Origin of the sequence: Pseudomonas alkylphenolica, from assembly GCF_000746525.1 — a bacterium.
Lineage (GTDB): Bacteria > Pseudomonadota > Gammaproteobacteria > Pseudomonadales > Pseudomonadaceae > Aquipseudomonas > Aquipseudomonas alkylphenolica.
In genome coordinates this window covers 5651911-5666358 of the sequence record NZ_CP009048.1, presented here as the reverse complement: position 1 = coordinate 5666358, position 14448 = coordinate 5651911, and the positions used below count along the sequence as shown (strand labels likewise).

Annotated in this window: 15 protein-coding genes; 5 read left to right on the top strand and 10 right to left on the bottom strand. The window is 62.0% G+C overall.

The features are described 5' to 3' along the window. Nucleotides 1–177: 177 nt before the first annotated feature. The 4 genes from PSAKL28_RS25935 (at nucleotide 178) to PSAKL28_RS25920 (ending at nucleotide 2933) form a co-directional block, all read left to right on the top strand. Nucleotides 178–570 (top strand): hypothetical protein, encoded by a 393-nt coding sequence (locus tag PSAKL28_RS25935; RefSeq protein ID WP_051939577.1) that lies wholly within the window; start codon nucleotides 178–180, stop codon nucleotides 568–570. Then, nucleotides 567–1454, top strand: a complete 888-nt coding sequence (locus PSAKL28_RS25930; RefSeq protein ID WP_038615949.1) for a hypothetical protein — start codon at nucleotides 567–569, stop codon at nucleotides 1452–1454. Before PSAKL28_RS25935 ends, PSAKL28_RS25930 begins: the two co-directional genes overlap by 4 nt. Next, entirely contained in the window at nucleotides 1451–2428 is a 978-nt protein-coding gene (locus PSAKL28_RS25925; protein WP_157687072.1) for an SEL1-like repeat protein, read from the top strand. The genes PSAKL28_RS25930 and PSAKL28_RS25925 overlap by 4 nt, the downstream gene beginning before the upstream one ends. 130 nt (nucleotides 2429–2558) lie before the next feature. Next, complete coding sequence (locus PSAKL28_RS25920; RefSeq protein ID WP_038615947.1) at nucleotides 2559–2933, top strand: helicase; 375 nt, start codon at nucleotides 2559–2561, stop codon at nucleotides 2931–2933. Nucleotides 2934–2956: 23 nt separating this feature from the next. On the opposite strand, the gene PSAKL28_RS25915 is transcribed toward PSAKL28_RS25920, so the two are convergent. From PSAKL28_RS25915 to exbB, 6 genes are all read right to left on the bottom strand, one after another. Beyond that, a complete protein-coding gene (locus tag PSAKL28_RS25915; RefSeq protein ID WP_038615945.1) occupies nucleotides 2957–4360 on the bottom strand; it encodes an aminoacyl-tRNA deacylase and HDOD domain-containing protein in 1404 nt (467 codons plus the stop codon). A gap of 78 nt (nucleotides 4361–4438) precedes the next feature. Beyond that, nucleotides 4439–6514 (bottom strand): ATP-dependent DNA helicase RecG, encoded by a 2076-nt coding sequence (recG, locus tag PSAKL28_RS25910; RefSeq protein ID WP_038615942.1) that lies wholly within the window; start codon nucleotides 6512–6514, stop codon nucleotides 4439–4441. 9 nt (nucleotides 6515–6523) lie between these two features. After that, nucleotides 6524–7444, bottom strand: a complete 921-nt coding sequence (locus tag PSAKL28_RS25905; protein WP_038615940.1) for a hydrogen peroxide-inducible genes activator — start codon at nucleotides 7442–7444, stop codon at nucleotides 6524–6526. Between the two features lie 93 nt (nucleotides 7445–7537). Further along, complete coding sequence (locus tag PSAKL28_RS25900) at nucleotides 7538–8275, bottom strand: energy transducer TonB (protein ID WP_038615937.1); 738 nt, start codon at nucleotides 8273–8275, stop codon at nucleotides 7538–7540. Then, on the bottom strand, nucleotides 8272–8697 hold the full coding sequence (gene exbD / locus PSAKL28_RS25895; RefSeq protein ID WP_038615935.1) for a TonB system transport protein ExbD: 426 nt from the start codon (nucleotides 8695–8697) through the stop codon (nucleotides 8272–8274). Before exbD ends, PSAKL28_RS25900 begins: the two co-directional genes overlap by 4 nt. 3 nt (nucleotides 8698–8700) lie before the next feature. Continuing rightward, the gene (exbB, locus tag PSAKL28_RS25890; RefSeq protein WP_038615932.1) at nucleotides 8701–9687 is read right to left on the bottom strand and encodes a tonB-system energizer ExbB; all 987 of its coding nucleotides are present in this window, start codon (nucleotides 9685–9687) and stop codon (nucleotides 8701–8703) included. Between the two features lie 196 nt (nucleotides 9688–9883). On the opposite strand from exbB, the gene PSAKL28_RS25885 reads away from it, so the two are divergent. Then, entirely contained in the window at nucleotides 9884–10741 is an 858-nt protein-coding gene (locus PSAKL28_RS25885; protein ID WP_038615930.1) for an SDR family oxidoreductase, read from the top strand. 12 nt (nucleotides 10742–10753) lie between these two features. Here the strand turns inward: PSAKL28_RS25885 and PSAKL28_RS25880 are convergent, their stop codons facing one another. Genes PSAKL28_RS25880 through rpoZ form a run of 4 tightly spaced genes read right to left on the bottom strand, consistent with a single transcriptional unit; the run spans nucleotide 10754 to nucleotide 14385 of the window. After that, nucleotides 10754–11488, bottom strand: coding sequence for a hypothetical protein (locus PSAKL28_RS25880; protein ID WP_038615928.1), 735 nt, complete (start codon nucleotides 11486–11488; stop codon nucleotides 10754–10756). 57 nt (nucleotides 11489–11545) lie between these two features. Next, a complete protein-coding gene (ridA, locus tag PSAKL28_RS25875; RefSeq protein WP_038615925.1) occupies nucleotides 11546–11926 on the bottom strand; it encodes a deaminase RidA in 381 nt (126 codons plus the stop codon). A gap of 23 nt (nucleotides 11927–11949) precedes the next feature. After that, nucleotides 11950–14058 (bottom strand): bifunctional GTP diphosphokinase/guanosine-3',5'-bis pyrophosphate 3'-pyrophosphohydrolase, encoded by a 2109-nt coding sequence (gene spoT, locus PSAKL28_RS25870; RefSeq protein WP_038615922.1) that lies wholly within the window; start codon nucleotides 14056–14058, stop codon nucleotides 11950–11952. Nucleotides 14059–14118: 60 nt separating this feature from the next. After that, nucleotides 14119–14385 carry a DNA-directed RNA polymerase subunit omega gene (gene rpoZ / locus PSAKL28_RS25865; protein WP_028942466.1) on the bottom strand — a complete coding sequence of 89 codons (267 nt, stop codon included), beginning with the start codon at nucleotides 14383–14385 and terminating at the stop codon, nucleotides 14119–14121. Between the last annotated feature and the right edge of the window lie 63 nt (nucleotides 14386–14448).

Here is a 14448-nt window from a genome sequence, read left to right as displayed (position 1 = left end):
GTTGAAAAACGGGCACCCGACACGGTGCCCGTTTTTTATTGCCCCGCCCGGAGCTTGTGACTAGCATACGGCGCCCCTGCCGCGATGGCAGCGGGACACGTCCAGGGAGGGGCGCAGGATGCACTGCAAAGGTATGTCATTGACCGCCGTGGCGGTCGCTCGCGATTCAGGTGCCGCATGATCCGGCGCCGTCTTCTGCTCAATTTCGCCTTGCATGCATTGGCCTGCGTGCTCTTCGTGCTGCTCAACGATTACGCCGTGAGCTACTACAAACAGCAGTTCGGTGGCTTCACTGCCCGGGGCGTGGCAGCCGGCATGGTTGCCTGGGGGGCCTGGTACCTGCTGATGATATTCAGCGTGCCGATTGCGTTGTTCCTGCGCCTCAGGGTTCGTTTGCTGCTGACCCTGGTGCAAGCCTTGCTCATCCTCTATTGGCTGTTGCCGGAGCACCCGGTACGCGCCCTGTTCTATAGCAGCCTCAATGCTGGCCTGACACTGCTGGCGGTGCTTTTGAGTGACGGGATGGGGCGTCGCTTGAAGCCGGCCGCCAGCTCGCAGGTGCATGCATGAGGCGCCTGCTGGCAGTGATCTGTGGCCTGGGTGTTGCGCAGGCCTTGGCCGACACTCGCACCTTCACGTTGACGCCGGACTTTAGTGGCGCCTCGCAAGTGCAGTTGACGCTGCAGGACAATCGTTGGCAGGCGCAGCTGACGGGAGGCGATGGGCAGTCTCAGTCGCTGGCCGATGTCTGCCAGCCCGAGCAGGGCCAGGTGCAGGTGCGTGACGTCTTCACGGTGCGCGGCGACAAGGATTACCTCGTGGTGCAATGCGCGGCGGTGGTCGCTCATCCGGGCTTTGAGTACTACGCGCTCAACGGCCTGGTATTTCAGGCCGGCGTGTACTTCTGGGACAACGGCGCACTGCTCCGTGACGCCCGCGCCTCGCTGGCGTTGTCCGGTTACGAAGGGAGCATGACGGAAAACTGGAGCCAGCATCACTGGTACCACACGCAGTCGCTGGCCAGGCAGAAGTTGCTGGAGCAGGTGCGAGGGCATGGGCGGGATTCGTTGAAACTGGCGCGGGAAATCGTCCTTGCTCGGCTTGCAATCGAGGACCGCGATGCGGTGTATACCTACCTCGATATCGAGCTGCCACGGCTGCTGCGAGAGGAGCCGCTGAGCGCGCAGACCGCGGCACTGTACAACGACCTCGGTTACGCCCTGCAGCAGGGCGAGTGGCACAGCGCGGCCTATGAGCTGTTTGCCAAAGTCGAAGGGGTCGTGCCGCAGCGGGTCGTACTCAAGCTCAACATCGCCGACAGCCTCTGGGCGTTGTACAAGCGCAAACAGGCTGCCGAGTACTACCGCAGCTATGTCCAGGCCATGAACAGCGCCGGTAAGCCGGGGATCATCCCGGAGCGGGCACGGTCGCGCAGCCAGGAGCCACAATCGTGATCAGGGTTTTATTGTGTCTGCTGCTATTGAGCGTGCTGGTCCCTCCAGCCATGGCCGAGACTTCATGCGTGGCTGAGTTCGACAGCTTCCTGCACGAGTTTGCCAACGATCCTCAGGTGCAACGCCAAGCCGGCAGCGGACGAGTCCTCTACAGCCAGTTACAGGGGCTGCAGGATAACGTCTATCCATTGGTCCGGGCGATGCAGGGCGCGCAGCTTGCATTGCCATTGATCGCACCCTTGACGGCGGGTCTCAAGGGCCTGGAGGTGCAGCACTTGACTGATGGCCATGTTCGGGTGCTGGACAAACGCGGCGGTCTCGATCGGCTCAGGGGCTATCAGTTCGAACGCAAGGCGTGCTGGGCGTTGGTCTCCGTCGATGACTGGTCGGTGGATGAGTCACGCCTGCTGCTGACAGGGCTGCCAAAGATGAACCCGGCCGAAGAAGTCTGCTACCGCAAAGCCAACATCTTCCTGGCCCTGGGCGGGGTGGAGAAGTATCCAGCTACTGCAGAGTTTTTCGACGTAGGCATGCAGTTTCTGCTGTGCGCTGCGGCTTCGGGCAACCCGGACGCCAGCCTGGCCGCTGCGAGCCTGGGTTATTCCGGAATGGCGCCTGCTTTGAGCGCCGCGGTGACCGAGAAGCTGTTCCTCGCCGCTGCGCAGAGCTTGCCTGCGGGTGCGGCTGCCTTGTACGGGTTTTATTGCTCAGGTACTGACCAGAGCTACGATGGCCCGTGCATGGACCCTGAACGTGCCCGTTCATGGCTGATCAAGTCGATCGACATGGGCAACTGGGAGTCGCTGACAACCTTGGCGTCTGATTGGGAGAGTGGCCGTTTGGGCGGCGCCATCGACCTGTCTCGTGCGCTGGCCTGCTATGAGCTGGCGCGACAAAAAGGGGTTGTGGAGTACGTGGACAGCGTAAAACGCTTGCAACAAGCAGGGGCGCAGCCCGGGGGACATTGCTACTAAGCCTAAGCCGCGAATTACCCGGTTACAGAGCAAATTACCCTGATCTTCGCGAAATGTGCAGCAAAGTATGGTGTTTTTATAGCGAGACTATAAACTGCTTCGCCAGTCACTTTTTAGCCGAGGCGTGCACATGAAGTTTCGCTTTATCCTTTGGGCCATGGGGTTGTTGATGGCCAAGGCCAGTCGCAAGAACCCGGCTTTCCAGCAACAACTGGCCGACAAAGATCTGGTGTTCCAGTTGCAGACCCTCGACGGCAAGGTCGCGCGCCATTTCATCGTCAAGGATCTGCGTATCAGCAGCCAGTCCGGCACCCATCCACAACCGGCGTTTGCCATTGCCTTCAAGGATGCAGCCTTCGGCTTTGCCACCTTGCAAGCGAAGAACAAGCAATTGGCATTCATGCAGGGGATTCAGGACAAGAGCATCCAGATCAAGGGCAATCCGGCGCTGGTGATCTGGTTCCAGGGCCTGATGAAGTACCTGAAACCGAAGAAAAAGGCCTGACCCCATAAGGGCAGGCCATCTGCTTAGTGCTGCTGATTGAACTGCGAGGCCAACTCGCGCAGCAGCACTTCTGCCTCCAGCACCTTGTTGACCACATCGGCTGCTTTTTCGCGGCTGATGTTCAAGCGCTCCAGCAATTCATCCGGGATCGACTCGTCGGGCCCCGAACCGATGCCGCGGGCACGCAGCAGGCGTATTGCCAGGCACACAAGGTTCGGGAAGGCCGCATGGTCACCTTCGTACAGCGGGTCGTGCTGGAAACGCAGAGCGGTGGACAGTTCTTCCGGCATATCCCAGTAGCGCATCAACCAGGCACCGATCTGCTCGCGGCTGATGCCCAGCAGATGCTGCTCGACATAGCTGTGGCACAGGTGCGGGTTGACCTCCAGATGGCGGCAGATCAGCGAAAAGTGCGGCGGGAAGACGTGCGCCAGCAGCAGGTAGCCGAAGTTGTGCAGCAGTCCGGCCAGGTAGGTCAAGCCGGCCTCTGGGCGTTCTGCACGCGGCATGGCGCGGGTCAGGCCTTCGATCACGGCGGCGGTATAGATCGACTGCTGCCAGTACGGCGTGGTGTGTTGTGGATGGTCTTTGGGCAGGCTCAAGGTTTTGCCCAGTGCCAGGCCAAGGGCCAGGTTGATCACCAGATCGAAGCCCAGTACGCGGACGATGGCATCTTCTACCGAACGAATTTTGCCGGGTGAGGCGTAATAGGGCGAGGCGGCCCAACTGACTACTTGAGCAGCCAGCGCAGGATCGGTCTCGACTACGCCGGTGATGTCGTCGATGGTCGCGTTGGGGTCGACGCGCAGCTTGATGATCTTTTGCGCAGTTTCAGCCAACGGTGGAATTTCGATGGTGCTTTCCAGGCGCTGCTGGATGCGCCGGGCGGTGAAGGCCTGAACTGCCTGGGTAATTTCTTCGCGGTCGTCGGTCGGGCGGTCGAGGTTCGGCCGGATGCTGCTCAGCGGCTCGCCAAAATTACCGGCGCTGGCCTTGCTCAGCATCTTCTTGAAGTCGTCGCGTTCGATTTCCAGCAGCAGGCCTGCCTCACCGGAGTGAATCAGCAGCCTTTCAGGCTTGAGCAGGCTCTCATCATAAAGGCAAGGCGAGCTGGTCAGTGCCGGAAGGCCGGGGAGGATTTTCAGACCATGCTTGTCGAGCATGGTTTTCAGGCGATCCAGGGGCACTGCGGCCAGCTTGCGACCGGTCAGCTCGGTCAAGCGGTTGAGGTCGAGCAATTGGTTTTGCGGGAACAGCACCATCAGCGCGCCGACTTCGTCATCGAGCAACACCGCCTGGATCTTGCGCTCGGGCAACAGCTGCGGACGATCCTGCACTTCACGATAGGCAATGCCAAGCTTTTCCAGCAGCAACCGGATAACAGACGGAGCGTGGGGGGTTGCGGTATCCAGGGCAACTTCAGTCATGGTCTGTATCCAGAAATTTTACGATCGCAAGAGTATAACCAGCTTGGACCTTCAGCTGGATCCATTCTGAGACGGACGTCACACCTGTCCATATTGCTGGCCATGACGCAGCCAGCGCTCCAGCAGCGGGCTGACATGCTCGGGCCAGCGCGCCAGCAGGGCTTGGGCGGCATCACGCACGGCGGGGAGCAGGTCGGCATCGCGCATCAGGTCGGCGACCTTGAACTGCAACAGGCCGGTCTGGCGGGTGCCAAGCATTTCACCGGGGCCGCGCAGCTCCAGGTCTTTCTCGGCAATGATGAAGCCATCATTGGTTTCACGCATGATCCCCAGTCGTTCGCGACCGATCTGCGACAGCGGCGGGTGATAGAGCAGTACGCAATGGCTCACCGCGCTGCCCCGGCCGACTCGCCCGCGCAACTGGTGCAGCTGGGCCAGGCCCAGGCGTTCGGGGTTCTCGATGATCATCAGGCTGGCGTTGGGGACATCGACGCCGACCTCGATCACCGTGGTCGCCACCAGTAGCTGCAGGTGGCCTTGCTTGAACTCGGCCATGACGGCGGCCTTTTCGGCAGGCTTCATGCGCCCGTGGATCAAGCCGACACGCAGCTCACCCAGGGCGCTGCCCAGCTCCTCGAAGGTGGTTTCGGCGGCCTGGCAGGTCAGCTCTTCGGATTCTTCGATCAGCGTACAGACCCAGTAGGCTTGGCGGCCTTCGGCGCAGGCGGCGCGGACCCGCTCGACCACTTCGAAGCGGCGGCTGTCGGCGACCAATACCGTGTTGACGGGTGTGCGCCCGGGCGGCAGCTCGTCGAGGATCGAGGTGTCGAGATCGGCGTAGGCACTCATCGCCAAGGTCCGCGGGATAGGTGTTGCGGTCATGATCAGCTGATGCGGGCAGAGCTGGCCGCCCACGCCTTTCTGGCGTAGCGCCAAGCGCTGCTGTACGCCGAAACGGTGCTGTTCGTCGATTATCGCCAGGGCCAGGTTCTTGAACTTCACCTCGTCCTGGAACAGGGCATGGGTGCCGACCACCATCGGTGCACCAGCGGCGATCTGTTCCAGGGCGCTGACGCGAGCCTTGCCCTTGAGCTTGCCGGCCAACCAGGCCACTTCGATGCCCAGCGGCTCCAGCCAGCGTTTGAAGGTCACGAAGTGCTGTTCGGCGAGAATCTCGGTCGGGGCCATCAGCGCGACCTGATAGCCAGCCTCCAGAGCCTGCAGGGCGGCAAGGGCGGCAACCACGGTCTTGCCGGCGCCGACGTCGCCTTGGACCAGGCGCAGCATTGGCTCGGGCTGGCTGAGGTCGTAGGCAATCTCGTTGCCGACCCGTTGCTGGGCACCAGTCGGCGCAAAGCCGAGGTTGGCCAGGTACTGCTGTGGCAAACGCGTAGCCTTGGGTAGCACCGGTGCCCGTTGCGCCCGCAGGCTTTCGCGCAGGCGCTGCTGGGACAGCTGGTGGGTCAGCAGCTCTTCAAAGGCCAGGCGGTGCTGGGCCCAGTGCTGGCCTTCGGCAAGTTCGTCGACGTCGGCATCGGCCGGCGGGTGATGCAGGTAACGGATGGCATCGTCCAGCGGCGCGAGCTGGTAGTCCCGGGCCAGCTCCACTGGCAGCCAGTCCGGCAGGCTGCGCGGGCCTAGCATGGCCAGGCTTTGCTGGCACAGCTGGCGCAAGCGCTGTTGGGTCAGGCCTTCGGTGGTCGGGTAGATTGGCGTCAGGGTCTGTTCCACCGGCGCCGGTTCGTCGCCAGTCAGGGCGCGGTATTCCGGGTGGTAGATCTCCAGCCCCGAGGCGCCGGGACGGGCTTCGCCGTAGCAACGCAGGTGGGTGCCGCGCTTGAGGCCTTCCTTCTGCGCATTGCTGAAGTGGTAGAAACGCAGGCTCAGCACACCAGTGCCGTCACCCAGGCGCACCAACAGGCTGCGACGCTTGCCCATGACCACATCGGTGCCGCTGACCACCCCTTCGATCACCGCATCCTGGCCAGGGCGCAGCGCGCCGATCGGAACCACACGGGTGCGGTCCTGATAGCGCAGGGGCAGGTGGAAAAGCACATCCTGAAGGTTCTCCAGGCCGACCTTGGCGAGTTTCTCGGCCATGGCCTCGCCAACGCCCTTCAATGCAGTTACCGATACCTGGGACAACTCCGGCATGGCGACTTCCTACGCGCTCGCAGGTGGCTTGGCCACCGAGCACAGGCGGATGGAGTCGGCGAGGATCTCGATTGCCTTGGGCCGCGGGAAGCTCGCGCGCCAGGCGATCGCCACCGTGCGAAACGGTGCCGGCGGGCTCAACGGACGCACTTCGATAACCCCGGGAGCGTAGTGATGGCTGTGTACCGCCGACAACGGCAGGATCGACACGCCAAGACCCGACGCAACCATGTGGCGAATGGTTTCCAGCGAGCTGGACTCGACCGTGGTGTGCTTGGTGCCGTCGCTGCCCTTGGTCAGGGTCGGGCAGGCTTCGAGTACCTGGTCGCGGAAGCAATGGCCCTCGCCGAGCAGCAGCAGGCTCTTGTCGTTGAGCAGGCTGGCGTCGATGGTTTGCTTCTTGGTCCAGGGGTGCTCGCTGGGCATCAGCACATAGAAAGGTTCATCGTACAGCGGCAGGGTCAGGACATCGGCCTCGTTGAACGGCAGGGCAATGATCACCGCGTCCAGCTCACCGTTGCGCAGCTTGTCGCGCAGGATGTGGGTGAAGTTTTCTTCGATGTACAACGGCATCTGCGGGGCAACCCGATGCAGTTGTGGAATCAGGTGCGGGAACAGGTAAGGGCCAACTGTGTAGATCGCCCCGACTTTCAGCGGTGCGGTCAGCTGGTTCTTGCCGGCCTGGGCCAGTTCGCGGATGCCTTGGGCCTGCTCGAGGACTTTCTGCGCCTGGGCGACAATGCCTTCGCCAACCGGGGTCAGGCGTACAGCGCTTTTGCTGCGCTCGAAGATCAGTACACCCAGCTCGTCCTCAAGCTTTTTCACGCCGACCGACAGAGTCGGCTGGCTGACATGGCAACGCTCGGCGGCATGGCCGAAGTGCTGTTCCTGGGCGAGGGTGACGATGTAGCGCAATTCTGTGAGGGTCATAACGTGCGTCCATGAAGTTGCGGCCCCAGCATAGCGGCTGCAATCGATAGACGCACGTTATCAGAGTTGCTTGTTTGTGACAGAAACAATGCGTCAGCGCTTGTCCAGCGAGTAGACGAATGGCGCGATCACTTCGATGCTGCCGTTATTCAGCAATTCCTTGGGTGGTGGTGGCACCGGCTGGGCGCGACGGATCATCTCCAGGGTTGCCCGATCCAGTGCCGCACTGCCCGAGCCACCGGCCAGGGTGTAAGACAGAATCTTGCCCTCGCCATCGACTACAAAGCGCAACCGGTTGATGCCTTCCATGCGCATGCGCCGGGCGTTTTCCGGGTAGCGCTTGTACTTGGCCAGGTGGCGTAACAGATCGCTCTGCCAGGTTGGCAGGGCATTGCTGTTGGTGGCGATGCTCGGTGTCGGCGCTGCGGATTTCTGCGCAGGCGCGTTGCTCGGCGGCGTATCGACCACTTGCTCGTCGGTAGGCTTGTCTTGCGGCGGCTCAGGCTTTTTCTCAGGCTTGGGCGGCTGCGGTTTAGCCTTCGGCTTGACCTGCTTGGCGATGGCGATTTTCGGTTTCGGTGCCTCGGCCAGTTTCGGCAGCGGCAGTTCTTCAACCGGCGCTGGCGGCTGTGGCGGGGTCACTACCTTGGGCGGCGGTGGAGGCGCCGGTACCGGCATCGGGGCCATCTCGATCATCATTGCCGCAGGCGGCAACTCGATCGCTTGGGGTACCGACCAATTGAGCGTCAGCAGCACGGCGACAGCATGGATACCCAACACAATCGCCAGACTAGTGCCGTAACGCGCGAACTTATGCCGCGTCTTGATCATTTCTTGGCTGCCGTCTCAAGCCCGACCAGACCGACTTTCAGGTAACCGGCCGCGCGCAGCGAATTCATGACTTCCATCAGATCGCCGTAATCCACGCCTTTGTCGGCCTGGAAGAAGATCGTGGTGTCCTTGTCGCCCTTGGTCTTGGCGTCGAGTACCGCGCCGAGCTGGTCGCGCTGAACCTGCTCTTCGCCGACATAGACGTTCTGGTCTGCCTTGACGCTGAGGAAGATCGGCTTCTCCGGCCTCGGTGCCGGTTTGGCAGTCGAGGCGGGCAAGTCAACCTTGATATCGACGGTGGCCAGAGGCGCTGCCACCATGAAGATGATCAGCAGGACCAACATCACGTCGATGAACGGCGTGACGTTGATTTCGTGGTTCTCGGCGAGGTCGTCGCCACCTTCGTTAAGATGCAGGCCCATGGATTACCCCACTTTCACCATGTGAGGTGCAGTGACGCGATCACCTGGCTGGTGGTCCAGGTCGCGGCTGACCAGCAGCAGGACTTCTGCCGAGGCGTCGGCAACCTGAGCCTTGTAACCGGCGATGGAGCGGGCGAAGACGTTGTAGATGACCACTGCCGGGATTGCGGCAACCAGACCCAGTGCAGTGGCCAGCAAGGCCTCGGCGATGCCGGGGGCGACCACAGCCAGGTTGGTGGTCTGGGTTTTGGCGATGCCGATGAAGCTGTTCATGATGCCCCACACGGTACCGAACAGACCGACGAACGGTGCAGTGGAGCCGATGGTGGCCAATACGCCGGTGCCGCTGCTCATGTTGCGGCCGCTGGCGGCTACCAGGCGCTCAAGGCGGAAGCTGACGCGTTCCTTGATGCCTTCTTTCTCGCGGGCGTTGGCCGACAGGCGCATTTCATCCAGGGCATCGTGAACCAGCAGGTGGGCCAGGGTGCCTTCCTTGTTGGCGCCATCGCTGGCTTCCTTGAGGGTGGTGGATTTTTTCAGCAGGGCAATTTCACCGCGCAGACGACGCTTGGCGCCCATCAGCTCGAAGCCCTTGGCGATCCAGATGGTCCAGGTGATGATCGAGGCAATGGCCAGGCCGATCATGACGATCTTGACCACGATGTCGGCGTTTTTGTACATGCCCCATGGGGACAGGTCATGGGCCATGCCCAGGCTGGTGTCTTCAACCAGCGCTTCGACTTCTTCGGCTTCGGTAACAGCCTGGCCATCAACCGGCGCTGCGGCAGCGGCGGCCGGCGCAGCAGCTGGCTCGGTGCCTGGCGCGGCAGGCGCTGCAGCCGGGGCTACGGCAGCGGCGGGGGCGGCAGCGGGAGTGGTCGGCTCATCGGCCAGTGCAGCTGGGGCCACTGCCAGGCTGAACATCAGCGCGGCAATGGCGCGCCATACGCGCGGCGTGGTTGGCGAAGCGGAAGGTTGGATACGTGTCATGCTGGCCGGACCTGATGAAGAAGAAAGAGGTGGTTGTCCTTCTAGGCCTCGAGACAGGCCGAGAACAAAAAATCGGCGGCCATTATTGCAAGTAATTCTTGTTAGCAGAAGCAATAAAGTTACTTTTTTTCCATCATCGCTAGCCGCCTATCGATTTATTTGGATAGGCTGGGCCTTTGATTTGCGGAGTTTCGGGATGTCTGCGTGTTCTGTTCTGATCGTCGGTTGTGGGGATGTCGGTAGCCGTCTGGCCAAGCAAATGCTGGCGTGCAACTGGCAGGTGAGCGGCCTGCGTCGCAGCGTCGAGCAGTTGCCGGCCGGGGTCACGGGCGTGGCAGCGGACCTGTTCGACGCGCAATGTCCGGCCACCTGGCCATCAGCGGCGCCGGACTATCTGGTCTACTGCGCAGCGGCCAGTCAGCATGACGAGGCCGGTTATCGAGCCGCGTATGTCGATGGCTTGAAGCATGTCCTGAGCTGGTTGGCTGAGCGTGGACAGGCGCCGAAGCGCTTGCTGTTCGTTTCCAGCAGCGGCGTCTATGCCCAGCAGGGCGGTGAATGGATCGACGAGACATCGGTGGCCGAGCCGCAGAACTACAGCGGTACGGTGATGCTGGAGGCGGAAAAGCTGGCGCTGGCCAGCGGCATACCGGCTTCCATCGTGCGTCTGACCGGTATCTATGGCCCGGGACGGGAATGGCTGCTCAGCCAGGTGCGTCAGGGTTACCGGGTCACAGAGGAGCCGCCGCTGTATGCCAACCGCATCCATGCCGAGGATGCCGCCGGCTTGCTGGCTTTTCTGCTCAAGGCCGACGCTGGTGGGCAGGTGCTGGAGGATTGTTACATCGGCGTGGATGACGCCCCGGCACCGCTGGCCGAAGTGGTGGCCTGGCTGCGCCAGTACATGGGCGTTACCGAGTGGTCGGAACAGGATCGGGTACGTCGTACCGGCAGCAAGCGTTGCAGCAACGCCCGTGCCCGGGCACTGGGCTGGGCGCCGCAGTACCCAAGCTACAAGGAAGGCTATGCAGCCATCCTTGAAGGGCGCGCTTAGTTCACCAGCGGATCAGTCGCGCTCGAGCAACCACTGGCGAGCGCCAGGTTGCAGTTGCGGCTTTTCGTCAGGCTGCGCGCTGTTGAGGGCGCGCAGAATTTCCAGCTGATCGCCGTTGCGCTTGAAGATCCACGGCGCGCCTTTTTGGTTGCGCTCCAGCCAGAGGCTGTCGTTGTTGCCGCTCATGTCGGCACAGTCGCCGGCCAGGCACAGCGCGTAGCGGTCCAGGTTGGGTAAACCCTCGACGCTGCCGTTGTCGCGAAAATGCACCAGGGCGCCCTGGCCCGGGCCTTCGACGATCTTCCACTCGCCACCGAGGTAGGCGTTGTACAGGGCCTGTTCAAACGTGGTGCCGGTGCGAGCGCCCATAGGTGCTGGCGTACGGGCTTTCTCGAAACTCTGTTGCGGTGCCCAGTCGCTGGTGTTCTGCACCAGCTCGTCACCGTCCAGGACCAGGGTTGCGACCTGGTTGCCGGAGAATTCCACCTGGTATTGCTTGTCGCCAGCCTTGAGCTGGCCTTCGGCAATTTCAAAGCCGTTGTCGAAACTGGCCTGCGCAGCGGCGACATTGACCTTCCATTCGAAGTTCGGGCCGTTGTCGTGCAGGGCCTGGCGCAGGCTGACGCCTTTGGCGGCAGTATCGATGGCTTTCTGGTTGATCCAGATGCCGTTGTAGTCTTCAGGTTTGTGGCTGGCGCATCCGCTCAGCAGTGCGGCAGCCAGGGTCAGGGCAAGCGCGTGGCGCATGGCGGGATCCTTCCGGGGCAGAGCGAGGGCGAGCCGGGCGGCTCGCCGCGCGGGGTATTACTCGAGGACCAGAATCGCGTCCATTTCAACTTGCGAGCCACGTGGCAGGGCGGCAACACCGATGGCGGCGCGCGCTGGGTACGGCTGTTCGAAGTACTTGCCCATGATCTCGTTGACCTTGGCGAAGTGGCTCAGGTCGGTCAGGAAGATGTTCAGCTTGACGATGTCCTTGAACGAACCGCCGGCAGCCTCAGCAACCGCCTTGAGGTTTTCGAAGACCTGAACGGTCTGGGCTTCGAAGCCTTCGACCAGTTCCATGGTTTTCGGGTCCAGTGGGATCTGGCCGGACATGTACACCGTGTTACCGGCCTTGATCGCCTGGGAGTAGGTGCCGATGGCGGCGGGGGCCTTGTCACTGGTGATGACGGTCTTGGTCATGATGACTCCTTGCTGTTATTGGGCTACGTGCGCATGCGGGTGATGCGGATCACCCCGGTCAGGGCACGCAGTTTCTTGATCACGCGGGCCAGATGCACGCGGTCGTGCACGCTGACCACCAGTTGGACCACGCTGATGCGACCATCGCGCTCATCCATGCTGATTTTTTCGATGTTGCCGTCGGCGGCGTTGACGCTGCTGGCCAGCAGCGCGATCAGGCCGCGTTGGTGCTCCAGCTCGACGCGCAGTTCGACGTTGAACTCACCGGTGACATCCTTGGCCCAGGACAGCTGCACGCACTTTTCCGGGTTGTGGCGGATTTCACTGATGTTTCGGCAATTTTCCAGGTGCACGACCATGCCTTTGCCGGCCGACAGGTGGCCGACGATCGGATCGCCCGGGATCGGTGTGCAGCATTTCGCATAGCTGAGCACCAGGCCTTCGGTACCGCGGATCGCCAACGGACCTTCGGGGGTCGGCAACTGCTCGCCTTCGCTGGACAGCAAGCGGCGGGCGACCACATAGGCCATGCGGTTGCCCAGACCGATGTCTTCGAGCATGTCCTCGAGCTGCTCCAAGCGGTACTCGCTGAGCATGGCCTGGACGCGCTCCTGGGGAATCTTGTCCAGGGCGCTGTCGAAACCATTGAGCACTTTGTTCAGCAGGCGTTCGCCGAGGCTGATGGACTCGGAACGGCGCTGCAGCTTGAGGGCGTGGCGGATGTGCGTGCGGGCTTTACCGGTGACGACGAAATTCAGCCAGGCTGGGTTCGGTCGCGCGCCCGGAGCGCTGACGATCTCGACCGTCGAGCCGCTCTGCAGCGGTTCGGACAGTGGCGCCAGGCGCCGGTTGATCCGGCAGGCGATACAGCTGTTGCCGACGTCGGTGTGCACCGCGTAAGCGAAATCGACCGCCGTGGAGCCTTTGGGCAGCTCCATGATGCGGCCTTTGGGCGTGAACACGTAGACCTCGTCCGGGAACAGGTCGATCTTCACGCTTTCAATGAATTCCAGGGAGTTGCCTGCGCGTTGCTGCATCTCCAGCACGCCTTTGACCCACTGACGGGCGCGGGCGTGGGTGCCTTTGGGCTGTTCGTCGTCGCTGGACTTGTACAGCCAGTGGGCGGCAATGCCGTTGTTGGCCATCTCCTCCATTTCGCGGGTGCGAATCTGGATCTCGATAGGCACTCCGTGCATGCCGAACAGCGTGGTATGCAGCGACTGGTAGCCGTTGGCCTTGGGAATTGCGATGTAGTCCTTGAAGCGTCCGGGCAGCGGCTTGTACAGGTTGTGCACGGCGCCGAGCACGCGGTAGCAGGTGTCTACCTTGTCGACGATGATGCGAAACGCATAGACATCCATGATCTCGTTGAAGGCGCGGCGCTTGCCGCGCATCTTCTTGTAGATGCCGTACAGGTGCTTCTGGCGGCCGCTGACTTCGCCTTCGATGCCGTCGACGGCCAGGCAGTGGGCCAGCGACTCTTCGATCTTGTTGACGATTTCCTTGCGGTTGCCGCGGGCGCGCTTGACTGCCTGGTAGATGCGCGCGGAGCGCATCGGGTGCATGGCCTTGAAACCCAGGTCTTCGAATTCCACGCGCACACTGTGCATCCCCAGACGGTTGGCGATGGGGGCGTAGATTTCCAGGGTTTCTTTGGCGATGCGCCGGCGTTTTTCGCCTGATAGCACTTCAAGCGTGCGCATGTTGTGCAGGCGGTCGGCCAGTTTGACCAGGATCACGCGGATATCCCGGGCCATGGCCATGGCCATTTTCTGGAAGTTTTCCGCCTGGGCTTCGGCTTTGGTCTCGAAGTTCATCTGGGTCAGTTTGCTGACCCCATCGACCAGTTCGGCCACGGTCTCGCCAAATTGCGAGCTGAGGGCTTCCTTGGCGATGCCGGTGTCTTCGATCACGTCATGGAGCATGGCCGCCATCAGGCTCTGATGGTCCATGTGCATGTCGGCGAGGATGCTTGCCACCGCCAGCGGATGCGTGACGTAGGCTTCACCGCTACGACGGCGTTGGCCATCGTGGGCTTGTTCGGCGTAGAAGTACGCTCGGCGCACCAGGTTGACCTGGTCAGCGCCGAGGTAGGTCGACAGACGATCGGCGAGGGCGTCTATGCTCGGCACAGGATTACCTCCTGTCGAGGAAAGGGGACCTGCGCCGTACTACGTCGACCAGGCATAGGCTTAGACCGCCTCGTTGGCCTCTTCCTCGCTACCAAATGCAAAGGCAGGCTCGACTTCGACAATGGATTCGGCAGCGATGAATTCAGGGGTGCAGATGCCTTCAGCGATTTCACGCAGGGCAACGACGGTAGGCTTGTCGTTTTCCCATGCCACTTTCGGCTCTTTGCCGCCGGTGGCCAGCTGACGGGCACGCTTGGTAGAGAGCATGACCAGCTCAAAACGGTTATCCACGTGTTCTAGGCAGTCTTCAACGGTTACGCGGGCCATGGTCTTCCTCAAGTAGCAAATGCGGTGTTCAGCCCGAATGGGCGAGCGGACTCGATAGTTTAA